The 24,114-nt window shown below is 58.2% G+C and carries 22 protein-coding genes; 17 read left to right on the top strand and 5 right to left on the bottom strand.

Features of this window, described 5'->3' with window-relative positions:
* Positions 1 to 22: 22 nt before the first annotated feature.
* The 4 genes from JRJ26_02900 to JRJ26_02885 all read left to right on the top strand — a co-directional run bounded on the left by JRJ26_02900 (position 23) and on the right by JRJ26_02885 (position 4,550).
* Positions 23 to 2,527, top strand: coding sequence for an AAA family ATPase (locus tag JRJ26_02900; protein MBW2056424.1), 2,505 nt, complete (start codon positions 23 to 25; stop codon positions 2,525 to 2,527).
* Entirely contained in the window at positions 2,524 to 3,324 is an 801-nt protein-coding gene (locus JRJ26_02895; GenBank protein ID MBW2056423.1) for a TatD family hydrolase, read from the top strand. Before JRJ26_02900 ends, JRJ26_02895 begins: the two co-directional genes overlap by 4 nt.
* 72 nt (positions 3,325 to 3,396) lie before the next feature.
* Entirely contained in the window at positions 3,397 to 4,038 is a 642-nt protein-coding gene (locus JRJ26_02890) for a histidine phosphatase family protein (GenBank protein ID MBW2056422.1), read from the top strand.
* Positions 4,038 to 4,550, top strand: coding sequence for a low molecular weight phosphotyrosine protein phosphatase (locus tag JRJ26_02885; GenBank protein MBW2056421.1), 513 nt, complete (start codon positions 4,038 to 4,040; stop codon positions 4,548 to 4,550). The genes JRJ26_02890 and JRJ26_02885 overlap by 1 nt, the downstream gene beginning before the upstream one ends.
* A gap of 8 nt (positions 4,551 to 4,558) precedes the next feature.
* Here the strand turns inward: JRJ26_02885 and JRJ26_02880 are convergent, their stop codons facing one another.
* Together JRJ26_02880 and JRJ26_02875 are read right to left on the bottom strand one after the other, a co-directional pair.
* Positions 4,559 to 5,704 (bottom strand): DNA polymerase IV, encoded by a 1,146-nt coding sequence (locus JRJ26_02880; GenBank protein MBW2056420.1) that lies wholly within the window; start codon positions 5,702 to 5,704, stop codon positions 4,559 to 4,561.
* Positions 5,705 to 5,718: 14 nt separating this feature from the next.
* Positions 5,719 to 6,630 (bottom strand): transposase, encoded by a 912-nt coding sequence (locus tag JRJ26_02875; protein MBW2056419.1) that lies wholly within the window; start codon positions 6,628 to 6,630, stop codon positions 5,719 to 5,721.
* Between the two features lie 178 nt (positions 6,631 to 6,808).
* Between JRJ26_02875 and JRJ26_02870 the strand changes: the two genes are divergently transcribed.
* The 9 genes from JRJ26_02870 (at position 6,809) to JRJ26_02830 (ending at position 16,950) form a co-directional block, all read left to right on the top strand.
* Positions 6,809 to 7,831, top strand: a complete 1,023-nt coding sequence (locus JRJ26_02870; protein MBW2056418.1) for an aspartate-semialdehyde dehydrogenase — start codon at positions 6,809 to 6,811, stop codon at positions 7,829 to 7,831.
* Between the two features lie 86 nt (positions 7,832 to 7,917).
* Positions 7,918 to 8,658 (top strand): UPF0280 family protein, encoded by a 741-nt coding sequence (locus JRJ26_02865; protein MBW2056417.1) that lies wholly within the window; start codon positions 7,918 to 7,920, stop codon positions 8,656 to 8,658.
* 3 nt (positions 8,659 to 8,661) lie between these two features.
* Positions 8,662 to 10,026 (top strand): tRNA (N(6)-L-threonylcarbamoyladenosine(37)-C(2))-methylthiotransferase MtaB, encoded by a 1,365-nt coding sequence (gene mtaB / locus JRJ26_02860; protein ID MBW2056416.1) that lies wholly within the window; start codon positions 8,662 to 8,664, stop codon positions 10,024 to 10,026.
* 10 nt (positions 10,027 to 10,036) lie between these two features.
* Positions 10,037 to 10,765 (top strand): ribonuclease III, encoded by a 729-nt coding sequence (gene rnc / locus JRJ26_02855; protein ID MBW2056415.1) that lies wholly within the window; start codon positions 10,037 to 10,039, stop codon positions 10,763 to 10,765.
* Between the two features lie 117 nt (positions 10,766 to 10,882).
* Entirely contained in the window at positions 10,883 to 11,977 is a 1,095-nt protein-coding gene (locus tag JRJ26_02850; protein MBW2056414.1) for a radical SAM protein, read from the top strand.
* 13 nt (positions 11,978 to 11,990) lie between these two features.
* Positions 11,991 to 12,662: a septal ring lytic transglycosylase RlpA family protein gene (locus JRJ26_02845; protein ID MBW2056413.1), complete on the top strand. Its 672-nt coding sequence runs from the start codon at positions 11,991 to 11,993 to the stop codon at positions 12,660 to 12,662.
* 33 nt (positions 12,663 to 12,695) lie between these two features.
* On the top strand, positions 12,696 to 14,819 hold the full coding sequence (locus tag JRJ26_02840; GenBank protein ID MBW2056412.1) for a peptide-binding protein: 2,124 nt from the start codon (positions 12,696 to 12,698) through the stop codon (positions 14,817 to 14,819).
* A 2-nt stretch (positions 14,820 to 14,821) separates the two neighbouring features.
* The gene (locus JRJ26_02835) at positions 14,822 to 15,778 is read left to right on the top strand and encodes an ABC transporter permease (protein MBW2056411.1); all 957 of its coding nucleotides are present in this window, start codon (positions 14,822 to 14,824) and stop codon (positions 15,776 to 15,778) included.
* Positions 15,775 to 16,950 (top strand): ABC transporter permease, encoded by a 1,176-nt coding sequence (locus tag JRJ26_02830; protein ID MBW2056410.1) that lies wholly within the window; start codon positions 15,775 to 15,777, stop codon positions 16,948 to 16,950. The genes JRJ26_02835 and JRJ26_02830 overlap by 4 nt, the downstream gene beginning before the upstream one ends.
* Positions 16,951 to 17,037: 87 nt before the next feature.
* Here JRJ26_02830 and JRJ26_02825 read toward each other — a convergent pair whose 3' ends face one another.
* Positions 17,038 to 17,184, bottom strand: a complete 147-nt coding sequence (locus JRJ26_02825) for a hypothetical protein (protein ID MBW2056409.1) — start codon at positions 17,182 to 17,184, stop codon at positions 17,038 to 17,040.
* Here JRJ26_02825 and JRJ26_02820 point away from each other — a divergent pair.
* The 4 genes from JRJ26_02820 to JRJ26_02805 all read left to right on the top strand — a co-directional run bounded on the left by JRJ26_02820 (position 17,171) and on the right by JRJ26_02805 (position 21,581).
* A complete protein-coding gene (locus JRJ26_02820; GenBank protein ID MBW2056408.1) occupies positions 17,171 to 18,163 on the top strand; it encodes an ABC transporter ATP-binding protein in 993 nt (330 codons plus the stop codon). The two genes, JRJ26_02825 and JRJ26_02820, sit on opposite strands and share 14 nt — an antisense overlap.
* Positions 18,164 to 18,180: 17 nt before the next feature.
* Positions 18,181 to 19,170 (top strand): ATP-binding cassette domain-containing protein, encoded by a 990-nt coding sequence (locus JRJ26_02815; GenBank protein ID MBW2056407.1) that lies wholly within the window; start codon positions 18,181 to 18,183, stop codon positions 19,168 to 19,170.
* Between the two features lie 400 nt (positions 19,171 to 19,570).
* Positions 19,571 to 20,446: a HAMP domain-containing histidine kinase gene (locus tag JRJ26_02810; GenBank protein ID MBW2056406.1), complete on the top strand. Its 876-nt coding sequence runs from the start codon at positions 19,571 to 19,573 to the stop codon at positions 20,444 to 20,446.
* On the top strand, positions 20,430 to 21,581 hold the full coding sequence (locus JRJ26_02805) for a tetratricopeptide repeat protein (GenBank protein MBW2056405.1): 1,152 nt from the start codon (positions 20,430 to 20,432) through the stop codon (positions 21,579 to 21,581). Before JRJ26_02810 ends, JRJ26_02805 begins: the two co-directional genes overlap by 17 nt.
* 5 nt (positions 21,582 to 21,586) lie before the next feature.
* Here JRJ26_02805 and JRJ26_02800 read toward each other — a convergent pair whose 3' ends face one another.
* Together JRJ26_02800 and JRJ26_02795 are read right to left on the bottom strand one after the other, a co-directional pair.
* Entirely contained in the window at positions 21,587 to 22,813 is a 1,227-nt protein-coding gene (locus JRJ26_02800) for a 2-hydroxyacyl-CoA dehydratase (GenBank protein ID MBW2056404.1), read from the bottom strand.
* Entirely contained in the window at positions 22,810 to 23,946 is a 1,137-nt protein-coding gene (locus JRJ26_02795) for a 2-hydroxyacyl-CoA dehydratase (GenBank protein MBW2056403.1), read from the bottom strand. The genes JRJ26_02800 and JRJ26_02795 overlap by 4 nt, the downstream gene beginning before the upstream one ends.
* Between the last annotated feature and the right edge of the window lie 168 nt (positions 23,947 to 24,114).

The following is a 24,114-nucleotide window of genomic DNA, read 5'->3' as shown; positions in this document are numbered from 1 at the left end:
TTTTTCCACAGGGGCATGCAAAATGGCAAAGAAGAGAATAGGCTTCAGGGAGCTCTCACCAGATGAGTTGCGGTGGCGGTGCGACCCCGGAAGGTTCGGTTTCGAGAGCACCCGGGACGTAGAGGCCTGCCAGGAGATAATCGGCCAGCCGCGGGCGACCGAGGCCATCCGTGTGGGTCTGGAGATCGAGGGCTTTGGATACAACATCTTTGTAACGGGTCTTTCCGGGACGGGGAGGACCACTACCATCAAGAGGCTCCTCCAGGAAGTCGACAGGGAGAGTCGCATTCCCGAGGATCTCTGTTACGTGAACAATTTCAAAGATCCGGACACCCCGAGGATAATCGTGCTGCCAGCGGGCCAGGGGCTGGGCCTCAAAAGGGACATGGATAGCCTCGTAGAAGGTCTCAGAAGGGAAATCCCCCTTGTCTTCGAAAGTGAGGCCTATCAGAAAAGGAGGAAGGAGACAACCGAGAAATGGCAGGAGAAGCAGGCGGATCTGTGGAGCCGTTTTGAGAAGGAGGTCAAGACTTCCGGGTTCTCCGTGGTGCAGTTCAAGCTTGGCTCCTATCTGCAGCCGGGGATTCTGCCGGTCGTGGATGGAAAGCCTACGGATCTGGCAGAGGTGGAGGCGCTCAGAGAAAAGGGCAAACTCGGGGACGGAGAGGTCAAGAAGATAAAGAGGAGGCACAGGAAGCTGACAGAGACCCTTCAAGAAGTCCTCAAGGAGACAAGAAGGTATGGGAGGGAGATCGAAGAGGCGGTCCGTCGCCTCAACCGTGAGACTCTCGGCCCACTGGTGAAGGAGATGGTCTCAGACATCAGGGAGAAGTACGTCCATCCCAAGGTGCAGGCATACCTCGACGGGGTGGAAGAGGCGGTGCTCCAGGATTTCGACCGCTTTCAGGGGGGTGTGGACAAAAAGCCCGATCCTGCCGATCTCTCAGAGTCTCTCTCTCAGGACCCCTTTCTCGAGTTCCGGGTGAACGTCCTGGTGGACAATTCAGAGACCAGAGGAGCCCCCATCGTAGTTGAGAATTTCCCCACATACCGGAACCTGTTCGGTACTCTGGAGAGGGTCGTGGGGCCCTCAGGGGTCTGGAAGACGGACTTCACCAGGATCAAGGCGGGCTCCCTGATTCGGGCCAACGGGGGCTACCTGATCATAAACGCCCACGACGCCCTCATCGAGCCCAGGGTTTGGACCACGCTCAAGAGGACACTCAAGAATCGATCCATTCAGATCCAGACCTATGATCCGATCTACCTCATGGGAGGGACTGCGCTCAAACCGGAGCCGATCGAGCTCAAGTCGAAGATCATCATGATCGGTGACAACCGGCTCTACCACCTGCTCTACGAGTTGGATGAAGATTTCAAGAAGATATTCAAGGTCAAGGCGGACTTCGACTCGGTGATGGACAGGATGGATCAGGCAGTGAATCAGTACGCCTCCTTTGTCTGCAAGATCTGCCGCGAGGAGAACCTCAGGCCCTTCCATAGAACCGGGGTGGCTGCGATTGTTGAGCACGGAGTTCGCCTGGCAGGTAGGCAGGACAAGCTATCCACCCGTTTTCACGTCATTTCGGATGTCATGAGAGAGGCGGATTACTGGGCTGCCAAGGCGGGCAGCGAAACGGTGCGCGAAGAACACGTGGACCTGGCGATCGAGAAGCGGGCCTATCGTGTCAACATGGTGGAGGAGAAGATCCGGGAGATGATCAGAAATGGAACGATCATGGTCGACTCCGAAGGGGAGGTGGTCGGACAGGTCAACGGGTTGGCCATGTACCAGCTTGGCGACCATCGTTTCGGGAAACCCTCCCGGATCACGGCCAAGACCGCCATGGGCCGGGCCGGTATCATCAACATAGAGCGGGAGGCCGACCTCAGCGGGAAGACACACAACAAGGGAGTCCTTATCCTGGCGGGTTATCTCAGGGGCAAATACGCCCAGGACAAGCCCCTCACCATGAGCGCAAGCATATGCTTCGAACAATCCTACACCGGGGTGGACGGAGACAGCGCCTCGTCGACGGAGGTCTATGCACTTCTGTCGAGCCTTTCCGGGCTCCCCCTCAGGCAGGACATAGCCGTTACCGGTTCGGTGAACCAGAGGGGAGAGATCCAGCCCATCGGAGGAGTCAATGAGAAGATCGAGGGTTTCTTTGACGTCTGCCGGATAAGGGGCCTTACAGGGAAGCAGGGAGCGATCATCCCGGACCGGAATGTCAAGGACCTCATGCTTCGGAAGGACGTGGTCGAAGCCGTGAGGGCCGGGCAGTTCCACATCTATCCGGTCAGGTCGATCGATGAGGGCATGGAGATACTGACGGGTGTGGCGGCGGGAGCTCCGGTTCCCAAGGGGGGATACACGCCGGGAAGTGCCAATGACCTTATTGATCGGCGGCTCAGGGACCTGGCGGAAAAGATGAGAGATTTTGGCCGGCCCAGAAAGTCGAAGAACGGAAAGGGAGAAAGGGAGCAAGGAGGCAAGGGTGGCAAGAGAGGCGGAGCGGACAGATGAGACCGGTACACGGGGGAGGCTCACTGGTGCTCATTGACGCCCACGCCCACCTCGATGAAATCGATGACCTGGAGCAGTCGGTTTCCCAGGCCAGGGCGGTCGGGGTTGCGGCCATCGTGGGCGTTGGCATGACGTTGGAATCGAACCGGAGGATTCTTGCCATAGCCCGAAAATATCCGGGCCTGGTCTTTCCTGCCATAGGCTACCATCCCTGGGAAATCCATGATGAAACCGTTGAACAGACCCTTGCCTATATAGAGAGGCACCTGCCCAGCTGCGTAGCCCTGGGGGAAGTGGGCCTCGATTACAAGGCCAGGGTCAAGAAGGCTCTCCAGAAAGAGATCCTCTCCAGGCTTTTAGAGACAGCCCATCGTCAAGGAAAGCCTGCCATCCTCCATTGTCGTTTCTCACACGAGAGTGCCCTGGCCATTGTCAGGGATGCAGGGCTTGAAAAGGCCGTGTTCCATTGGTACAGTGGGAATCTTGAGACCCTCAGGAAGATTCTGGATCAGGGCTACCTGATCTCTGCAACTCCGGCTCTGGCGTACAGCCTTCCCCAGCAGGAGGCGGTACGTCATACCCCTCTGGAGATGATCCTCATAGAGACCGATACTCCAGTGGAATACCGGGGCAGGGCGTCCAGGCCGGCCGACGTGGTCCGGACAGCCGAACTGGTCGCCGAGATCAGAGGAGAGGCCTTTGAGAGGGTCGCCGAAAGGACGACGCAAAACGCGGTGGGTTTCTACGGCATCGATTTGGAATCGGAAGGCGGCCGGGTTGCGACTGATGGCTCCTGAGGGTGGAGTGAAATCCGGTCTCCTGGGGTTGGATCTTCTGTCGAGCAGTCAGGTGTTGGTAGGGGGATGTGGATGAAGACGTCGATCTATCTCGTCCGTCACGGTCAAACCCAGTGGAACAGAGAGGAGATCTTCAGAGGGACGGCCGATGTACCCCTTAACGATTCCGGCATTCTCGAGGCTCGTCTCGCCGGGAGGGCCTTGAAGGACAAACCGGTAAGAGCGGTCTACACCAGCCCCCTGGCGAGGGCCAGGCAGACGGCTGAAGCCATCGCCGGTTTCCACGGGCTGGAGGTGGCTGTCCTGGAGGGACTGAAAGACCTCTGCTTCGGGAAGTGGCAGGGGGTTTCTCACAGGACCGTCCGAGAGCGATACCCGGAGCTTTATCGGCAGTGGTTGGAACGGCCTGACAAGGTCAGCTTCCCGGAGGGAGAGAGCCTAGGGGCTCTCCAATCGAGGGCTGTCGAGGCCGTGAAAGGGTTGATTCCCAAACATCCGGAACAAACCATCGTCATTGTCTCCCATCGTGTAGTCAACCGGGCACTCATCTGCGGGCTGGTGGGGATCGACCTGTCACGTTTCTGGCAGATCGGTCAGGACACCGCTGCCATCAACCTTCTGACATGGAGGAAGGGCCGTTTCATCCTGACCTGTCTGAACGATACCTGCCATCTTCGAGAGCTGGAAGGGGAGAGGGTAAGGGTGGACTTCTGATGAACCTTCCAAGGCCGGTCCGGAGAATCCTTTTTGTGTGCTATGGTAACCTATGCAGGAGTGTCTTGGCCGAGGCCCTGATGAAGAGGCTCCTCGAGGCCGGAGGCTTCAAGGGGATCAGAGTTGAATCGGCGGGTGTTGGGGCCCTGCCGGGTTATCCGGCTCCTGAGGAGATAGTCGGGCTGGCCCGGTGCCGCGGTCTCGATGTAAGGGGACACCGTTCCAGACCCCTGAGCCGTTCCATGCTCGATCGAGCGGATATCGTTCTGGTCATGGAATCGTACATGGCCGAGCAAATCAAACAGAGAGGGAGCGGGAAAGACCGGTCCAAGGTCTTTCTCCTCGGGAGTTTCTCTCCAGGCAGCGGGGGGAGCTGCGAGATCGAGGATCCCTATGGCGGCTCTCTCGACGACCTGCAACGCTGCTATGGCGAGATCGAGAGGAGTCTGCAAGGACTGTACAGGGCGCTGGTCTCGGCATCGGCCATCGGTGGGAAAGCACCCTCTCGATGAGGCCGGCCTCAGCTCCCCTTTCGGAGGAGGTCTTCACCGAATTTTTCCGTTACTTCATCCACGGCCCTATCGAGGCGGGCCTGTTTTTCGTCTTGAACCGTTGATCCGCCGAAGAGGGAGAGTTGTTCGGCCCCTCTGTCGAACCCACTGACGCTCACGCCCACGAGTCTGACCTTCGACATCCCTTTCTGACTTCTCAGGAGTTTGAGAGCTGCATCCCTGATGGTCTTTGTCGAGTCTGTGGGGCCTTCGAGGGTATGGGCCCGGGTGGTGAGGCGGAAGTCGCTGTATTTGAGTTTCAAGGTAACCGTTCTCGCCCTGAGTCCCTGTCTTCGGAGCCTTTTGCCCACCGTGGCCGCCTGAGCCATCACGAAGTTGCTGAGGATCTCCACGTCGTCCGTATCCTGGTCGAGGGTATCCTCGCTGCTGATGGATTTGGGCGGCCTACAGGGGGTCACCTCTGAAGAATCGACCCCTCTGGAGAGCTCCAGGAGGCGGCCACCGAATTTTCCGAACTTTCGAATGAGGATCGCCTCAGGGAGCTTCTGTATCTGGCCGACTCGACTGATCCCGAGACCAAGCAGGATCTCCAGCGTCTTCTGGCCGACTCCCGGGAGTTTTGCCACGGGAAGCTCTCTGAGGAAGCCATCGACCCGGTCCTCTTCGATCACGGTGAGGCCGTCGGGTTTGTCCCAGTCCGAGGCGATCTTGGCCAGAAACTTATTGGGGGCGATGCCCACCGAACAGGTGAGGCCGATATTCTGGAGAATCCAATTCTTGATCTTCCCGGCAACAGCCACGGGCTCTCCCAGGAGTCTCCGGGTTCCTGTAAGATCCAGGTAGGCCTCATCGACGGATACCTGCTCCACTTTCGGTGAGACCCTGGTCAAGAAATCCATTATTCTGGCTGAAACCTCTCGGTAGAGCCCCATGCGGGCCGGGAGAAAGACCCCCTGGGGGCAGAGGCGCCTGGCCTGGAAGATGGGCATGGCCGAGTGAATGCCGAAGGCTCTCGCCTCATATGACGCAGTGGATACCACTCCCCTGAGGCCGCCTCCGACGATGACGGGCTTGCCCTTGAGGGCCGGATTTCTCAACTGCTCGACGGCCGCAAAGAAAGCATCCATGTCGATGTGACAAATTGTACGTTCCATCCTCGCGGAAGGGGTCAAGTCTTTTTTTGCATAGAACTTCGCTCGATCATCTCCAGGATTTGCTGGATGCGGCTCCGGAGTGCTGCGTCCTTTCTAATCCGCCTTGCTATCAAAGTACAGACCGTCCCGACCCCACCATAACTTTCCAGGGAGAAGATCTGTGCAATCTTCATCAACGACAGATCACAGAGTTCCCTTGTCAGATACATGGCCAGCTGCCTGGCTTCGTTTCTCTGTCCCCTCCTGCCATGAAGTATCATAGCTTGAGAAATGCCATAGCTCTCGGCCACCGCCCCGATTACCGAGGAGACGCGCGGCCTCAGAGGCCTGGTTTCGTACTTCACATGTTCCATGCTCAGAGGAAAGTTGCCTTCCCTGACCCAGGAGGTGAACCGCTCGTTTCCCAATATGGGAGCACGCCTCTTGTTAGAGTAGAACTCAACCAGGGCCTTCTCATTTCCAGATAGAACAAACTCGTGAAAGGCCTTGTGGCTCCCATAGTCGGAGAGGACTCTTTGAAAGGATAGCCACCTGGGGGCCTTTTCGAGCCCCACATAGTAGCGATGGCTGCTCCAGGGATAGTTTTGCGGGGCATCGGTTTCGCCAGCTCCCACAGGGTTAAGATGAATATAGCGTACCACAGCCGCCAGATAGACATCACCATCGATCAGGATGGCCTTGTAGCGGCCCCGAAAGAGGGGCCCGTCCCTGTTGCGGCGGCGGTTGAATCGCTGGGTGTAGACCCCGTCGATATGGCGCATTACTCTTTGGAGGTTTCCAAGGGGGGTTTGAATGGCAAGGTGATAGTGGGTCCCCATAAGACAGTGGGCGAAGACCTGAATCTGCCACCTCCTCCAGGCGTCGTCGATTAAGGCAAAGAAGTCTGCGAAGTCGAGAGCCGAGGCAAAGATTTTTTGTCCTGCCAACCCTCGATTCATCACGTGATAACAGGCACCGGGGTATTCAATACGAAGAGGTCGTGACATAGCCTATGCATACCACAAAGAGGGGAGATGTGTCAAAAAAAGACTTGACCCCTCCGGGGTGGCCTGTTTTGTGGAGATGTGGTAATATATCGGAATTTCATATGTCAGGAGGGTTTCCGTGGCAAAGAGAAGGTACAATGTGGCTGTCGTGGGTGCTACGGGTGCGGTGGGGAATGAGATGATCAACGTCCTGGAGGACAGGAATTTCCCGGTGGAGGGGATCAGGTTGCTGGCATCCACCCGGAGTGCAGGGGAGAGGCTCGAGTTTCGCGGGGAAGAGGTGACTGTAGAGGTTCTTACCGAGGAGTCTTTCAAGGGCATGGAGATCGGCCTCTTCTCTGCAGGCGGATCCATCAGCGAGAAGTTCGCCCCCATCGCCGCAGGGCAGGGCTGTATAGTCATAGACAACACCAGTGCCTTCCGCATGGATCCGGAGGTTCCCCTGGTAGTTCCCGAAGTCAACCCTCATGCCATCCGGCAGTACGAGAAAAAGAATATCATCGCTAACCCGAATTGTTCCACCATACAGATGGTGGTTGTTCTGAAACCCATACACGACGTGGCGAGGATAAAGAGGGTGGTTGTCTCTACCTACCAGGCCGTTTCAGGCACGGGCAAGGAGGCCATCGAGGAACTCGAACAGCAGACAAGGGCGATCTTTAATCAGCAGGAGATCAAGGTCGAGGTGTATCCTCACCAGATCGCCTTCAACTGTCTGCCCCATATCGACGTATTCCTGGAGAACGGTTACACAAAGGAAGAGATGAAGATGGTCAACGAGACCAAGAAGATCATGGAGGACGACTCTATCCGGGTTACAGCCACCACCGTCAGGGTGCCCGTCTTCTATGGTCATTCGGAGTCGGTCAACATCGAGACGGAAAGAAAGATCACCCCTCAGGAGGTGAAAGAGCTGCTGTCAAAGGCACCGGGTGTGGTCGTGGAGGATGATCCGTCTCTTTTCAAGTATCCCCTGGCAATCTATGCCGCGGCAAAGGATGAGACGTTTGTGGGGCGAATCCGGGAGGATGAATCCATAGACAAGGGTATTAACATGTGGATCGTCTCAGACAATATCCGCAAAGGAGCTGCCCTTAATGCGGTCCAGATTGCCGAGATTCTCATCGACAAGTATCTGTAAGATTCCGTTGAAAGAGAGTGAAGATTCTCTGGTCCTTTCACGCCGGCCCAGTAGACGGCTCTTATCAGTAGGCAGAGGGCTCTGGCATGGGAGGTAAGAAGCAGAGGAGATACCGCAGCCTGGTCAAATCCCATGGTCTGGCCACCTTCCAGGTCTCGGTGGGAGAAACCGATCTCTTTGTCACGGCGGACAGGGATTTTACCAGGGAGGTGCGCGATGCTGTGGTTCGTTACCGCCGGCCCATAGAGGCCTATATTGCTATCAACCCGGTTTTTCGTGATTCCCTGATTCCCCTCGAAGAGGACCCCCTGGCTCCGAGGATCGTTCGGCAGATGCTCTGGGCAGGCCAGAGATGCGGAGTAGGGCCCATGGCGTCGGTCGCAGGGGCTATTTCTGAGTTTGTGGGGCAGGATCTGCTGGCCCGCTCACGAGAGGTGATCGTCGAGAACGGAGGGGATGTCTACATGAGATCGACCAGAGAGCTCAGAGTGGCTGTCTATGCGGGGTCATCCCCTCTGAGCCTGGAGATCGGAATCAGCATCGGTCCTCACAGAATGCCTCTGGGCGTCTGCACGTCATCGGGCACGGTCGGCCATTCCCGGAGTCTTGGGAGGGCCGATGCAGTCTGTGTTCTCTCCAAGTCGGCGACTCTCGCGGATGCGGCTGCCACGGCCGTGGGCAACCGGGTCAGGTGCAAGGGGGACATAGAGGAGGGGCTCGGGAGGGCACGGGAGATCGAGGGTGTCGAGGGAGTATTGATCGTGGTAGGCGATGCTGTCGGGGTTTGGGGGGATGTGGAGCTTGTCAGGATCCAGCCTGTGAGGTAGGGGATGGCAACAGGACGCAGAATGGGCCAGAGGGAGCGGAGAACCTTTGCCGTCGCTACCCTGGGGTGCAAGGTAAACCAATTCGATTCCCAGGTCATTCGGGAGGAAATGCGCCGATCCGGGTTTGAGGAGGTCCCCTTTACGGAGGAGGCGGATACCTACATCGTCAATACCTGCACGGTCACAGGGAGAGCGGATTGTCAGTCCCGCCAGCTCATTCGGCGGGCGGGACGTCTCAATTCGAAAGCCCTTGTGATCGCTACGGGATGTTATGCCGAGGTGTTCCCCCTTGAGGCGAGTGAGCTGCCGGGGGTCTGGGCCGTGCTCGGAAACCAGGCCAAGGGAGAAATCCCCTCTATAGTCTCTCGTCTGGAGGAGGGCGAAAAGCCCCTTGTTCGAGTCCCCCCCCTTGTGAATGCTCCCCTGGAGGGTTTTAGTGTCAGGGGTTTTTCCGGCCACAGCAGAGCTTTCCTCAAGATCCAGGACGGTTGCAACGGCTCCTGTAGTTACTGCATCGTGCCCAGGGCCAGAGGGAGGAGCCGCAGCCTTCCACCGGAAAAGGCCCTGGAGGAGCTGCTGCGCCTGAGGGCAAGTGGATACTGGGAGGTGGTCCTAACGGGGGTCAGGCTCGGCAGCTACGGCCTTGACCTCTCCCCTCCCACGTCTCTGGCCGAGTTCTTGCATCGACTCGAGGGAGTGGAAGGCCTGCCCCCTCGGATCAGGTTGAGTTCTATTGAACCCACCGATCTTTCCGGGCCTCTCGTCTCGGCCATCCGTGACTCGGAGAGAGTCTGTCCCCATCTCCATATTCCCCTGCAGAGTGGGGACGACGAGATCCTTTCCCGCATGAATCGGGGGTACACCCGGAAGGACTTCATGTCTCTGGTTGTTGAGATCGTCAGAAGTATCCCTTCTGTCTGCGTGGGTCTCGATGTGATCGGGGGATTCCCCGGAGAGGACGCCCGTCATTTCCAAAACACGGTCGACCTGATCGAGAGCCTCCCCGTGGCATACCTGCATGTTTTCCCCTTTTCCTCCCGCCCTGGGACCGTGGCCTCTGAGCTTCCGCAGAAGGTCGGGTCCTCTGAGATTCGGGAGCGGTGCAGGATCTTGCGGGATGTCGGGCAGAAGAAGAGGGCTGCCTTCTACAGCCGGTTTCTCCACCAGAGGGTTCGGATCCTGGTGGAGGGGACGAAGACGGACGGGAAAGGCTTGCAAAGAGGTCTTTCCAGAAACTATATTCCTGTCTGGATCGAACCTGACCGAAGGAACCCCTCCCCGGCCGGGGAGCTAGAAGTCGAAATCACCGGGGTGAGGGGAGAGAAGGTCAGAGGAGAAAGGGTTGCCGCCGGCGAACCGGTGGACTAGAGTAGGTTCTATGGAGACGCCCAGGTGGGGGAAACCGGGATGGCTCGAGCTTGTCCAGGTCAGGCTTGGCTACCGGTTCCGGAACGAGGAACTCCTCAACCAGGCCGTGACCCATAGATCCTACGCTCATGAGAACCCCGGGCATGGGCTTTGTGACAACGAGAGGCTTGAGTTTCTAGGTGATGCTGTCCTCAACGCGGTGACGAGCCACCTGGTCATGAGCCGGTTTCCAGACAAACCAGAAGGGGAGCTCACCAGGATTAGGTCCTCGGTGGTGAGCAAGAGAGCCCTGGCAAGAGTGGCCAGGGAGATCGGTTTGGGGGAATTCCTTCTTCTGGGCAAAGGGGAGGACCGGACAGGGGGGAGAGGAAAGGCTTCGATCTTGGCGGATTCCTACGAGGCAGTGGTGGGGGCTGTCTATCTCGACGGGGGGTACCAAGGGGCATTCGAGATGCTGCAGGCCCACCTGTCCGGGAGGTTGGAGGCGGCAGGGTTAAAGGCAGGAAAGCAGGATTTCAAGACGCTCCTCCAGGAGCAGAGCCAGAGACAGCAGCAGACTATGCCCTGTTACACCCTGGTGAGCGAGTCCGGGCCTGATCACGACAAGAGGTTTCGTGTTTCTGTTTCCATCGGCGGAGTGGCCATGGGGCAGGGAGAGGGGAAGAGCAAGAAGGAAGCCGAACAGCAGGCAGCCGAGCAAGCCTTGAAAAGATTGAGGGCAGGCCCGGATCCCCCCTGAAAGAAGGAAACCCTCCCGAGGGCGTGGCTCCAAAGAGAAGGGGACAGGGACCGACAAGCAGGACGGGAGAGGGTCCCCGGTTGAGGGGGCCGGGACCGGCTGGCCTGGGGTGCGGAAATGAGAGACCGCCGTCCGGGAAGGCGATTGATTATTCCGATCTTTATTACCCATCAGGGATGCCCCCACCGGTGCGTCTTCTGTAACCAGGAGATCGCCACAGGCAGGAGCGCTGGATTGCCCTCTGTCGGTCATGTTCGGGATAGGATCGTCTCCTTCTTGGGAACCATGGAGGGGCGGAGGGAGAGGAGAGAGGTCGCATTCTACGGGGGAACATTCACAGCCCTTCCCCGGTATGAACAGGAGACCCTTCTCCGAGGGGTGAGTCCCTTCATCCGGGGGAATAAGGTCGATGCCCTTCGAATCTCCACCAGACCCGATGCAATTGAGCGGGAGGGACTCGAGCTCCTGTCGTCGTACCATGTCGAGACCGTCGAGGTGGGAGCCCAGTCCATGGTGGATGAGATCCTTTCGAAGAGCCGGAGGGGTCATACACGGAAAGATGTTGAGCAGAGTGTCGATCTCCTCAGGCGCGGGGGATTCGAGGTGGGCATTCAGATCATGCTCGGTCTGCCCGGAGAGGATATCGAGCTCTTTCTGATGACGGTTCGCCGGGTCGTGGACCTGAATCCGGACTTTGCCAGGATCTATCCCCTTCTGGTGATGAAAGGATCCCCCCTTGAGGGACTCCATCGGAGAGGGCTCTACGAGCCTCTTTCCCTTGTGGAGGCGGTGGAGTGGGCCAAAGAAGGGATGAAGCTCTTCGAGAAGGCCGAGATCCCCGTGATCCGTGTGGGACTCCAGGCAACCGACAGGCTTGGTGCTCCGGGGACCGTTCTGGCCGGTCCATACCACCCGGGCTTCAGGTCCCTCGTGGAATCCTCCATCTTCTACGACATGGCGTCGAGGCTTGTGGAAGAGGGAAGCGGAGAGGGGGACAGCGTGAGATTCTTCGTTTCTCCTGGTGACCGTTCGTATCTCACGGGCGAGAAGAGAGAGAATCTGTCAAGGCTGAAGAAGACCTATGGGTTGGAGTCGATTGAGATCTTTTCATCTCCGGCCCTGCCCAGGGGAAGGGTTCTTCTGGAAAGTTCGAGGGGCTCTTTCGGCTTGTCCAGGGTGGAACTGGCAGGCCGCCGGAGGGCAAGGCCGTAAGAGCCGGGGGGCGATGGCTGCTGGAAGATTCCAGGTATCTCTGCTGCTGGGTCTCTGCTTGATTGCATGCTCCTGTGTCGGCCCGAGTCTGCCTTCGATAAAGAGGCCCCCGGAATCAGGGCCTGAAACAAGGGGACGGGCATACAGGCAGAGGGGGATCGCCTCGTGGTACGGGGGCGGGTTTCACGGGAGACAGACGGCCAGTGGCGAAATCTACGACATGTACGAGATGACGGCGGCTCACAGGACGCTTCCCCTCGGGACGTCCGTCATGGTGACAAACCTGGAAAACCACCGTTCTGTGGGGGTCAGGATCAACGATAGGGGACCTTTTGTCAGGGGGAGGATCATCGATCTCTCCTACGCTGCTGCCCGAGCCATCGGTATGGTCGAAAAGGGAACGGCCAGAGTCGAGGTGGTGGCTCTCGACATGGCCGACCATCCCTATAAGGAACCTCCCTCTTACACGGTTCAGGTGGGTGCTTTCAGCGAGAAGGGGAATGCGCTTCGCCTTCTCAGGCGGTTGCGGAGCCTCTATGGGCAGGCGTACATGACGGTTCTGGAGCTCGACGGGGAGCGTTACTACCGGGTCCGCGTGGGCAGGTTCGAGTCAAAGGAGGGGGCCTATCCCACGGCGGAGAACCTGGTATCGTTGGGTTACTCGGTGTTGATTACCTGCCGGTGAAACCGGCACGGTCTGGAGGAGTAGGCAGGGGCGATGCGTCGGCTTCTTACGTGGGTTCCCACCCTTTTCATACTATTTCTGATCCAGTCCTACTTCTGGGTGCCCACCTATGAAGAACAGACAAGGGGCAATCCTGAGAGGCTCGGTGAATATATCGACGCCTCTATCGGGGACGCCCACATATTGAACCCGATTCTCTCGGCCGACAGCGCGAGCAGTGCCATCGAGGCAAAGGTCTTCGAGGGTCTCATCGACAGGGACGAGGACCTCAATTTCAGAGGACGTCTGGCCACCCGCTGGGAGATCTATGAAGAGGCCTATTTCTACGTGAACGACCGGGCCCAGATCCCGCTTGTGGGTTCGACCGACGGCCAGGGCACGATCCGGCTCCTGAGAGAGGCCATTCGGGAAAGCCGGGGGCGTGACGATCCGGTTTCGAGATCGCTGGCCAACATCAAGGAGATCTCACTCCTTCCGGCCAGGTCCTTCAGGGTCTTGAAAAGAGAGAAAGGGCCGGAGGGTAAGGAGACTACCGTCTCGATTCCAGTCGAGGCTCCCCCGAGGATCCGCCTGGTTTTGCGAAGAGTGGACCAGGATCTTTTCACCCATCTCTCCAAACTCCTGGGCGAGGCCTATTTCACTTCCTTTGACGGGTCGGGGTTCATCGGGCCTCTTCGGGAACCCTTCTCTTCCAAGAGGGCGGCCTATGCAAAGGAGCTCCTCCCGGCCACAGAGCACAACCCCGTCATTCTCTTTCACCTCCGGCCCAATGTGAGGTTCCACGACGGCCACCTCTTCAGTGCCGAGGATGTGAAGTTCACCTATGAGGCCATCATCGATCCCCACAACCTCTCTCCCCGTGTATCGGATTATGAGCCTGTCAAGAGGGTGGAGGTCCTCGATCCCCTGACCGTCCGTATCGTTTACAAGCGGCTCTATTCACCTGCTCTGGGCACCTGGGCCATGGGCATCCTGCCCGCTCACCTGTTGAACTCGAAGGCCCTCAGGGAAGAAGCCAAGCGCAGGGGGATGGATCCGGATAAGTTCTACGTCCGTCAAAGCTCGTTCAATCGCCATCCCATCGGGTGTGGACCCTTCCGCTTTCGCGAGTGGAAGAGTGATCAGTACATCGTGTTGGACCGGTTCGAAGACTACTGGGAGGGTGCGCCGAACTACAGGCAGTACACCCTCCGCATCCTGCCGGATCTGCTGACCCAGGAGATGGAGTTCTATGCCGGTACCGTGGACAGCTACGCCGTCCAGCCTCACCAGGTTGAGCGGTTGAGTCGGGATCCCGCCTACCAGCATTTCACAGGCCTCTCTTTCGGCTACACGTACATCGGCTATAACATGCGGAGGGAGCCATTCAAGGATCGCCGGGTGCGCAAGGCCCTGGGCATGGCCATCGATGTCGAAAAGATCATAAAATACGTGCTCTATGGTCAGGGGGAGAGGATCACAGGGCCTTTCCCGAAACAGACCGACTACTACAACCATCAGGTCTCGCCCCTCCAATACGATCCCGAAGGGGCCCTGGCTCTCCTTGCCGAGGCAGGCTGGCGGAGGGGAGCCGACGGTTGGCTCGAGAAGAACGGAAAGCGCCTCCAATTCACCCTCATCACGAACCAGGGTAACAACATCCGGCAGGCCATCCTTTCCATAGCACAGGATTCGTGGAGAAAAATCGGCATCGACGTGAGGACCGATGTGCTGGAATGGGCGGTCTTCATCCAGGAGAGGGTAAACAAGCACGACTTTGACGCCCTGATTCTCGGCTGGTCGATGGGAATCGAACCCGACCTCTACCAGATCTGGCACTCGAGCCAGACCCAGCCGAACCAGCTCAATTTTGTGGGCTTCCGAAACAAGGAGGCAGACGATCTCATCATCAAGATCCGTCAGGAATATGACCATGACCGGCAGGTTCGATACTGCCATCGTTTGCATGAGATCATCGCAAGAGAGCAGCCCTACACGTTTCTCTATGTGGGAAAGTGGACGGCCATCCTGGACAAGCGAATCGTCATCAAGAGGGTCGATGCGAGCGGCGCCGTCCGCTACAGCCGGATCAGGCCCACAAAGACCGGGGATTACACGTTCTACTTCAACCGGTGGATCAAACTCCCCGAGGTCCCGAGATTTCAGATGGAGGGATAGCGATGCTCGCCTTTCTCGGCAGGAGCCTTGTCCAGAAGACCATCACCCTGTTTTTCGTCTCCGTGGTCTCCTTTCTCATCATCCACCTCGCGCCCGGTGAACCGAGCCAGATCAATCCCCTGAACCCGAAGTTCACCCGGGAAGTACTCGAACGGTACCGCAAAGAGTTCCACCTGGACAAACCCCTCTATGTTCAATACCTCTATTTCTATCGGGACCTCCTTTCGGGGAAGAGCGTCTCCTGGAAGGACAACCGGCCGGTTTTGGGGAAGATATTCGAGCGGTTTCTGAACAGTCTGCCCCTCTTCGTTCTAGGGACCCTGATCACCTGGACTCTTTCATTCCCCGTGGGAATACACGCTGCGGTCAACCGGGGCGGGGTTTACGACAAGAGCACCACCTTCCTGGCCTATCTCCTCATCTCCATCCCCGGGTTCTTCTTCGCTTACATCCTGATTATCTTCGTGGTCACCACCTTCGGTGTTCCGGTGATAGGCATGGAGACTTTCGGCATCGCATCGAGGGGATGGCATTGGTTCATGGATCGGATGTGGCACCTGCTGATCCCTTCGGTACTCGGCGCGGCAGGGGGGATCGCCGTTCTTTCCCGGTATGTGCGGAACCAGATGCTCGAGGTGGAGAACCAGGACTACGTGCGAACGGCGAGGGCCAAGGGCCTGCCCGCCGAAAAGGTCCACTACAAGCACGCCCTGCGGAACGCGCTGCTGCCCTTTGTGACGATGTTCGGCCTTGTCCTGCCCGGACTGATCGGGGGATCGGTGATAATCGAGTCCATTTTTTCCTGGCCCGGGATGGGACGGATGGCCTATGAGGCGATCCTTGCCCGTGACTACCCGGTGATCCTCACGGTCAACTTCATATCGGCCATACTGGTACTGGCAGGGACATTTCTTTCCGACCTGCTCTATATGGTGGTCGATCCCAGGATACGGCTATGACGGTTGTGGAAACCGGAAAGAGGCTCTTTCTACCGGAAGGGGGTCTCCTGGAGAAGCCCAGAAAGACGGTATTTCAGGAGAACTGGGAGCTCTTCAGGAAGAACCGCCTTGCCGTGACCGGGCTGGCGATTTTTGTCCTCTTCTTCGTCATAGCCGTGGCAGGGCTTCTGCTTACCAGCGGGAGGAATCCCGTCTTCGATCCGGCTCTTGTAAGACTCCAGGAGAAGCTTCGGCCACCTCTGTCCAGACCGAATCTCGGGACGCTCAAACCAGAGGAAGTTCCGAGGCTCGGCATCTATCTTTTCGGTACCGATGACCTGGGAAGAGACGTTTTCTCACGGATGTTGCAAGGGGCGTGGGTCTCGCTGACCGTGGGATTCGTTGCGGTGGGGATCGCCGTGGTCATCGGCGTCTTTCTCGGGGGAGTGGCCGGATACTACGGGAGCCGGCCTATCCGGGTCGGTCATCTTGTCTGTCCTGGTCTGCTGGGGCTGGGTGGTGCCGTACTGGCCGCGGGGAGGGTGGCGGTGGGAGTGATTCTCGTCTTGGCAGGCCTTGGATTTCTCGTCTTGCTGAGGGTCGGCAGGACTTCGGGGAGGGGCCGGCGCCCACCGGCGGTGTTCTCTCTGGCTTTTGTCAACCTCTTTTCGGTGGACGTTCTGATTACAGGATTGATCGATATCATGCTCTGTTTTCCGAGCTTCTTCCTCATCCTTACCGTGGTGGCCCTGCTTCCCGCGAGCATCTATAACATTATGGTCGTCATCGGGCTGACCAGCTGGATGGGTGCGGCCAGATTCGTGAGGGCCGAGTTCCTCTCCCTCAGAGAACAGGATTTCGTCACGGCGGCCCGGGCCCTTGGGTTGTCGGACCTGCGGATCATTTTCAGACACATGGTCCCCAATGCCATGGCGCCGGTTCTGGTCTCGGCGACGATAGGCATCGCCACAGCCATCCTGACAGAGGCTGGGCTGAGCTTTCTCGGTTTCGGCGTTCCTCCACCGCATGCCACGTGGGGAAACATCCTGTCCAACGGGAAGAATTTCATCTTCGATGCACCCTGGCTGACCTTTGTTCCGGGTTTCGCGATCCTTGTCGTGGTCCTGGCCTTCAACCTCTTTGGTGAAGGCCTGCGGGATGTTCTCAATCCGAAACTGAGAGAGAGACACTAGAGACGGGGCCCCGTGGTTTGGCCCTTGTTGATCGGCTCGAACGTGTTGGGCAACCCCGACAGTGGGGAGACGAATAGACCGGTGGGGTTATCTGTTGGGTTCGACGGGTTTGGCTGAGGTGATGGCCCGCAGGGCAGAAGGCTGACCCGAGAGAAAATCGAGGCCGGCTGCGGTCTTCTGGGAGCTGTCGGGTTCGGCTGCCAGGGGTTCGGTGAGGACCATGGGGTCAAGCAACGATTACCTGCTTTCGGTTAGGGATCTGAAGGTCTTTTTTCGCAACAACGGGATGGTTTCAAAAGCCGTCGACGGCATCGACTACCGGATCGGTCGAGGCGAGACGGTCTGCCTTGTAGGAGAGTCAGGTTGCGGGAAGACGGTTTCGGCCCTCGCTGTTCTCGGGTTGATTCCCCAGCCGCCCGGAGAGATCCCTGAGGGAGAGATTCTGTTCAAGGGGAGAAACCTCCTTTACCTCGATGAGCTGGAACTCCAGAAGATCAGGGGCAGAGAGATCTCCATGATCTTCCAGGAACCCATGACTTCTCTGAACCCGGTCTTCCCCATAGGCGACCAGATCGAGGAGGTCATTACAACCCACGAGCAGGTGGAGCGACCAGAGGCCAGAGAGAGGGTGATCCGGCTCCTCACCGATGTGGGGATACCCTCCCCGGGTGATCGACTGAGGGACTATCCTCATAACCTGAGTGGCGGGCAGCGGCAGCGGGTGATGATAGCCATGGCCCTTGCCTGTGGTCCCGAGCTCGTCATCGCAGACGAACCTACCACCGCCCTCGATGTGACGGTTCAGGCCCAGATTCTCCATCTCTTCAAGGAGCTTCAGGCGCGGAGGAGGATGGCTGTTCTCCATATAACCCACAACCTGGGCGTGGTGGCCGAGATAGCTGACAGGATCTACATCATGTATGCGGGTGTCATTGCCGAGGCGGGAGATGTGGAACAGATCTTTTGGAATCCTTGCCATCCCTACACGATAGGGCTTCTCGCGTCTCTTCCCAGCCGGGCGAAAAAGGGCCGGCCCCTCTATTCCATACCCGGGGCAGTGCCGGACCCAGCCCGCAAGCCCCTGGGGTGTCCCTTTCATCCCCGTTGTGCTTACGCGGAGGAGACCTGTGGGAAGGAGTTTCCTGAGATGCTCGATTTTGGAGACGGACATCTGGCCCGGTGTCCGATCATCCATAGACAGAGGAGAGGATGAGAGCCTCTGAGAAGACCATGCCGGCATCCGGGGCCGACCATATGGTGCTTTCGGCCAGGGGCCTGAAAAAGTACTTTCCCGTGCGGAGGGGTTTCCTCCGGAGAACCGTGGGCTGGATAAAGGCCGTGGACGGTGTGGACCTGGAAGTCCCTCAGGGCGGGACCCTCGGCTTGGTGGGAGAGAGTGGCTGCGGGAAGACCACGGTTGGACGGCTGATTCTCATGCTCATGGAGCCAGATGAGGGGGAGGTGGTCTTCCGGGGCAGGCAGATCAATGGCCTCTCACCGGAGGAGTTGAAGCCCCTGCGGAGGGAGATGCAGATCATTTTCCAGGATCCCTTCGGCTCACTCAATCCCCGGATGACGGTGGGTCGCTCGATCGAGGAGGGACTCCGGACCCTCGGGAAAGGGGACAGGAAGTGGCGCGCGGAGAGGGTCAGGGAGCTGCTCGTGATGGTGGGGATGCCCGGTGATGTGGGTGACCGTTATCCCCACGAGTTCAGCGGAGGGCAGCGGCAGCGGATCGGCATAGCCCGTGCCCTGAGTGTCGAGCCTTCCCTGATCGTTTGTGATGAGCCGGTCTCGGCCCTGGATGTTTCGATCCAGGCGCAGATTATCAACCTCCTCAATTCCCTCCAGGAGAGTCTGGGAATCAGTTACCTTTTCATCGCTCATGATCTCAACGTGGTGGAGTATATCAGCCATACACTGGCGGTCATGTATCTGGGGCATATCATGGAGTATGGGCCGGCCGACCTGGTCTACGATCATCCCCTCCATCCCTATTCCATGGCCCTGCTGGCATCGGTTCCCGTGCCGGAGCCAGGGGCCAAACGGGACTGGCATCCCCTCCAGGGGGATGTCCCGAGCCCTTTTGAACCTCCGCCTGGCTGTAAGTTCCAGGGCCGGTGCCCTCTGGTGGAAGAGCGGTGCCGGAAGGGGGAGATCCCATTCTACCCCGTAGGGGATGGACGGAAGGTCAGATGCTGGAAGGTTCTGGGGAAATGAGTGCCTCGTCTCTGCCTTCTTTGAGGGGGAAAAGAGCGGCCAAGCAACATGAGCAACAGGGGGCCAGGAAGGGGCGTGCTTTCTCTGACGCGGTAGAGGCGGTCGCCCCTGCGAGCCCCGGAGGGGTACCCCCTGGGTCGGGTGCAAGAGGAAAAGCCGATCCCCGGCAAGCCTGGCGTTCCTAAAGATTCTCATCATCTTTACCGATCATCTTATTGACAGAGAGGAACCCTTTTGGGGCTCCCTTGATAGAAACGGGAGTCGAATCCTCGGGTCGCGCGTATGAGGGTTCCTTGCTGAAAGGGGAACACCCCGTCCAGGGGCTTCTCTTTGGTTTGGCTCCGGGCAGGAGACGAGCCAGGGGTGGTTGCATCCTGGGCTTATTGGGGAGGGATACAGGGTGGCAGGGAACAGAGGTGAAGCGAGCCTTCCTCGGGAGGTCCGGCTGTCAGGTGCCGGACGAGAGCCCGCCTTGTCGGAGAGCGAAAGGCTCAAGGAGAGACTCGAAAGGCTGAGGAGGGCCAACTCGAGACTCCGGGAGATGGAGAGGCTCCGTGTGGACCTCACCCATATGGTCATTCATGACCTCAAAGGTCCCCTGGCAGAGATCATCGCCAATCTCAACCTCCTCGAAGAGGAAGGTCTTTCCCCTGTTCAAAGAGACTACCTTGGCTCTGCCATTCTCGGAGCCGAAGAACTGCTCCGGAGGGTCCAGAACATCCTTGAGACGTACCGGCTGGAGACGAAGAAGAAGTTGATCCACCCCACCCCTTTTGATCCTGTCAGAGCTGTCCGGAAAGTCGTGAAGGGTCTTGGCAGGCTTGCCTCAATGAGGGAGATTTCGATTCTCGTGGAGTCTTCCGGCGGTTCTCATCCCCTTTTTGCAGACCGGGATTTCTTCACTCGAATCGTTCTCAATCTGCTCAGCAACGCCATAGAACACACTCCTGCGGGCAAGGAGATCCGAGTCGACCTTTGCTGGATCCAGGACGGCAAGAGGCTCCAGGTGAGCGTGACCGACGCCGGCCCCGGGATCGGGAAAAGGGATAGGAAACGGATATTTCAGAAATTCTTCACCACCGGCCGAAGCGGTCTGTCAGGCCACCTCGGATTGGGGCTGCCCTTCTGCAAACTGGCCGTCGAGGCCCACCGCGGAAAGATATGGGTGGAGGATCTCGATGGTGCCGGGAGTCGTTTCGTATTCTCCATACCGAACACACCCTGGGAACGCCCGGAAAAGAGGAGGCGTGGGACATCGAATGGATCTGGCAGGTAGAGGACAATTGAAGATCCTCGTGGTCGAGGACCAGTTCAACATGAGGCGGACCATCTGCAACATGCTGAAGAAGATGGGATACCGGCACATTGTCGAGGCCGAAGACGGCAAGGCGGCCTGGGAGAAGATGCAGGCCGAACACTTCGATCTGGTGATCACGGACTGGGTCATGCCGCGGATGAAAGGCATCGATCTCCTGAAAAAGGCCCGAGCCAAGGAGCAGTTCAGGGACCTTCCCTTTGTGATTGTCACCGGGGTGGTGGACGAGGAGACCGTTGCGGAAGCCGCCGAGACGGACGTTGACGCCTATATCATCAAGCCCTTTGTTGCAAAGACCCTGGAAGAGAAGATGGACCAGGTACTCGACCGCCGTCTCAACCCGGACGAGGTGGAGATTCTCCTGGAACTGGGAAAGGATCACATGAGGGCGGGAAGATACGAGGACGCTCTCCGGGAATTCCAGCGAGCCATGGCCATCTGCCCGCAGAGCCCCAGGGTACTCTGCTCCATGGGTGAGGCTTACGAGAAACTGGGGCGCCTCAGGAAGGCGGAAGAGAACTACCTGGAGATCATCGAGTTTGCCCCCCTTTTTGTCAAGGCTTACGAGAGGCTGGCCGGGGTGTACGAACAGGAGGGGATGACGGAAAAGGCCATGCAGCTCCTCGCAGAAGCCGCCAGGATCAGCCCCAGGAATACGAAACGTCAGATAAAGCTGGGAAATCTTGCCCTCCGCGCCGGTGATCCGGAAAAGGCCTGCGAGGCCTTCTCAGAGGCCATGCGAGTGGCTGAGAAGGATGCTGACATAAGGACCGAGATCGGCGAGGCATTCCTGAGCCACGGCATGGCGGTGGAGGCGGCCCAGGCATTCGAAGGTGCCCTGAAGATCAATCCGCAGGATGTGCATGTGTACAACCGCCTTGGAATAGCCTACCGGAAACAGGGTAAGTACAAAGATGCCATAGAACAGTATCACCGTGCCCTGAGAGTCGACCCCAACGATGAGAATATCTACTACAACCTTGGCAGGGCCCTGCTGGAAGCAGACATGCGGCAGGATGCCAGAAAGGCCTTTGAGAAAGCCCTGCAGCTCAACCCGGAATTCTCCGAGGTAAGGCAGATCCTGGCCGGTCTCTGAGGGACTCAGATATTAAGCCTTTCCAGACTCTCGAAATAGGCCTGGAGCCTCGTCTTGACCTGGACCTCCGAATAGAATCTCGGATCACCCATATCACTCTCGAAGACAAGGGCCGGGACCCCTGTTTCACGGGTGAGGATCTCCCTGAGTTCATGCTCACCGAAAGTCACGGCCTTGCAACTCCGATTGAGGAACATGATGTTCCCGTTCAGGGCGTAACGCCGGAAAAGGTCGAGAGCCATCTCAGCCCTTTCTTCCAACTCCACATTGGAGAAGACCCCTGTATAGTTTTCGGCGAGACTCCTGATGGGATCTGATGGGTCGAAGTCGTAACTCCAGGCATGAACGTACAGGGAGGTCAGAATCACGGCCCCATAGGAGGAGAGCAGTTCGGAGTGTTCTCTGAATTTGAACCAGACGGGGAGGTTCTCCCAGTAGAGGCGGAAACGTTCGTTATTGATGACACCGATCCCCTTTGCCACCTTCTCAGTTCTGATCTCCTCCAGGAGCGTCTGGTAGTAGTCCACGGCCTGCGGAGTTCCGCGGAGATATACGATGATGGCCATGTGGATGAGAACGTCAAAGATACTTATGGGCGAGGGTCTGTGCCTCGCCAGATCGAGAAACTCCTTGTAGAGCCGGCAGGCCTCTCTGGAGAGGGTGAGCACCTCGCGGAGGCGGTCAAAGTCGAATCTCCTGCCCGTCAGATCTTCAAGGGCGCCGATGAGCTCATAGATCTGGGCCTCCACGTAACGAATGATGTTGCGCCGTGCCTTGTCATTCCGGATGTACTGGGGAGTGTCCAAGACAAAGAGGGGGGCCTGGTATCGTCTCGATAGGACCTCGAACCACTTGGTCAGGGTGAAGCACTGGGCATTGCAGGCAAGGAGAAAATCAGGATCAGGAAGCCCCCCTATGGGGCTTTCGTCGAGTTCCCGGTAGCCCAAGTCGCTCCGCGCATAGGCGCAAAGGTGGGTGGTATATCCCTTCTTTTCTATGGCCGCCGAAAGCGTGGGGGTCATCCGCCTCATGATACACATGACCGCATGGTTCTCAGGATAGACAGGGATCACGTCGTGGGCCACGAACAGTTCGGCGGGTGAGACGGCAGTGGTATAGGCGACCCGCCGGCCCTCCTGGCGGGCCCTTGCGGCCTCGCCGTAGTAGTCCTGAGTCAGTCTCTTCATGATCTCTCTGGCACCGGGCTTCGAAGTTCCCGTTTCTTTAGTCATGTTCCGCCCCCGGGTAGAGACTCTGCAAAGGCCTGGATCCTGGTCTTTGTTTGGGCGAGGTGGATGGTCTGGTACTCCGTATCGAGGACGTAGATGGGAATCCCCTGGGCCTGTATTTCTCGCTTCAAATCCGGCAGATCGTAGTCCTGGGATTCGAAAAACTTGAGACGGAGATAGAGGATTCCGTCGGCCCCGTGTTGCCTGACGAGGTCGAGGAGATTCGCCAGGATGCGGTTGCCCTTGTCGTGTATGGGAGAGAAGGGGCCCCTGTGGAAATGGCGGTCCACCAGGGCGCCGACAGGGTCCCCATCGGTCGATGCGTCGGCCTCTATGTATCTCGTTCCCGTACACAGATCGTCCCCGACCACCTCTATTCCCAGTTCATCGAGGATCGTCATGAGGGAGGGGGGCTCCCAGACCACGCCTGCCACCACGAAGCGCAGGTTCCTCGTCCTGCCGGACGGAAGCTCCTGTTCCAACCTGGGAAGGAGTTGCTCGAGGTACCGGTTGTGCCTCTCCTTGGGCAGAAACATGGAGGACTTGATCAATTCGAAAAACGCCCGGTTGCTTATGAGACCTGGAGTCTTCCGTTTCATGGCGTATATGCGACGGAGGATCCTGCGGTTTCTGTTGTAAAGAACGATGCTTCTTCTGAGACTTCCGTCCGATATCACCCCGGCCGTATATCTCTCCAGGCTCTCCTTGAGTCGATGTGTCTCGTCGAGAAGCCACTGCCTGGAACTGGGACGGTCCACTTGGCGGGGAACAAGGTAGGGCTCGAAAAAGGATGAAGGGATTCTCCTCCGCCAGATGTCGGAGAGGTGCTGGGTTGTATCATCCACCTGGGGCAGGATGAAGCCGTCAAAGAGACCGGTTTCATAGGTCAGGACGAGCTCCAGAGTGCTCCGGGCCAGAGAACAGGAATTGTCGGGAAGCAGGGCACCCGCCCTGCGGATGGGGCGGTTGGTCCCCAGAATGGTGAAAGGCAGCAGCCCGGCTGCATGGACCAACTCCTCCGGCACGTCGGGGAGGGTGCTTCCGATGATCCGCCGGCCTTGCCGCTTGTATTCGCGCAGCATATCATAGGGATAATTCGCAATGGCCGAAAGTTCTGAAATGACAGGATCTTCCACGGCAGGCCTCTCGAATGTGATCTGAAGCGTCCCGCCTGGCTCTCCCCTCGCATAGATCACAAAAAAAGAGGAGCCCCCTCTTTCAGGCAGGCTCTCCAAATCCAAGCCCGTTCGGTCACCGGCGGAAACCCGGAGAATCCGCCCCCTGATCCGGGGTCTCCGCCCTCG

The sequence above is a fragment of the Deltaproteobacteria bacterium genome (genome assembly GCA_019308905.1).
GTDB lineage: Bacteria > Desulfobacterota > BSN033 > WVXP01 > WVXP01 > JAFDHF01.
Note: the sequence above shows the minus strand (reverse complement) of the source record. Positions and strands in the feature narration are given on the sequence as shown.

What these genes read in the sequence shown, in the direction of transcription:
- JRJ26_02900 (MBW2056424.1), top strand. Translation starts at nt 23, where the DNA reads ATGGCAAAGAAGAGAATAGGCTTCAGGGAGCTCTCACCAGATGAGTTG.
- JRJ26_02895 (MBW2056423.1), top strand. Translation starts at nt 2,524, where the DNA reads ATGAGACCGGTACACGGGGGAGGCTCACTGGTGCTCATTGACGCCCAC.
- JRJ26_02890 (MBW2056422.1), top strand. Translation starts at nt 3,397, where the DNA reads ATGAAGACGTCGATCTATCTCGTCCGTCACGGTCAAACCCAGTGGAAC.
- JRJ26_02885 (MBW2056421.1), top strand. Translation starts at nt 4,038, where the DNA reads ATGAACCTTCCAAGGCCGGTCCGGAGAATCCTTTTTGTGTGCTATGGT.
- JRJ26_02880 (MBW2056420.1), bottom strand. Translation starts at nt 5,704, where the DNA reads ATGGAACGTACAATTTGTCACATCGACATGGATGCTTTCTTTGCGGCC.
- JRJ26_02865 (MBW2056417.1), top strand. Translation starts at nt 7,918, where the DNA reads ATGGGAGGTAAGAAGCAGAGGAGATACCGCAGCCTGGTCAAATCCCAT.
- mtaB (MBW2056416.1), top strand. Translation starts at nt 8,662, where the DNA reads ATGGCAACAGGACGCAGAATGGGCCAGAGGGAGCGGAGAACCTTTGCC.
- rnc (MBW2056415.1), top strand. Translation starts at nt 10,037, where the DNA reads ATGGAGACGCCCAGGTGGGGGAAACCGGGATGGCTCGAGCTTGTCCAG.
- JRJ26_02850 (MBW2056414.1), top strand. Translation starts at nt 10,883, where the DNA reads ATGAGAGACCGCCGTCCGGGAAGGCGATTGATTATTCCGATCTTTATT.
- JRJ26_02845 (MBW2056413.1), top strand. Translation starts at nt 11,991, where the DNA reads ATGGCTGCTGGAAGATTCCAGGTATCTCTGCTGCTGGGTCTCTGCTTG.
- JRJ26_02840 (MBW2056412.1), top strand. Translation starts at nt 12,696, where the DNA reads ATGCGTCGGCTTCTTACGTGGGTTCCCACCCTTTTCATACTATTTCTG.
- JRJ26_02835 (MBW2056411.1), top strand. Translation starts at nt 14,822, where the DNA reads ATGCTCGCCTTTCTCGGCAGGAGCCTTGTCCAGAAGACCATCACCCTG.
- JRJ26_02830 (MBW2056410.1), top strand. Translation starts at nt 15,775, where the DNA reads ATGACGGTTGTGGAAACCGGAAAGAGGCTCTTTCTACCGGAAGGGGGT.
- JRJ26_02820 (MBW2056408.1), top strand. Translation starts at nt 17,171, where the DNA reads ATGGGGTCAAGCAACGATTACCTGCTTTCGGTTAGGGATCTGAAGGTC.
- JRJ26_02815 (MBW2056407.1), top strand. Translation starts at nt 18,181, where the DNA reads ATGCCGGCATCCGGGGCCGACCATATGGTGCTTTCGGCCAGGGGCCTG.
- JRJ26_02805 (MBW2056405.1), top strand. Translation starts at nt 20,430, where the DNA reads ATGGATCTGGCAGGTAGAGGACAATTGAAGATCCTCGTGGTCGAGGAC.
- JRJ26_02800 (MBW2056404.1), bottom strand. Translation starts at nt 22,813, where the DNA reads ATGACTAAAGAAACGGGAACTTCGAAGCCCGGTGCCAGAGAGATCATG.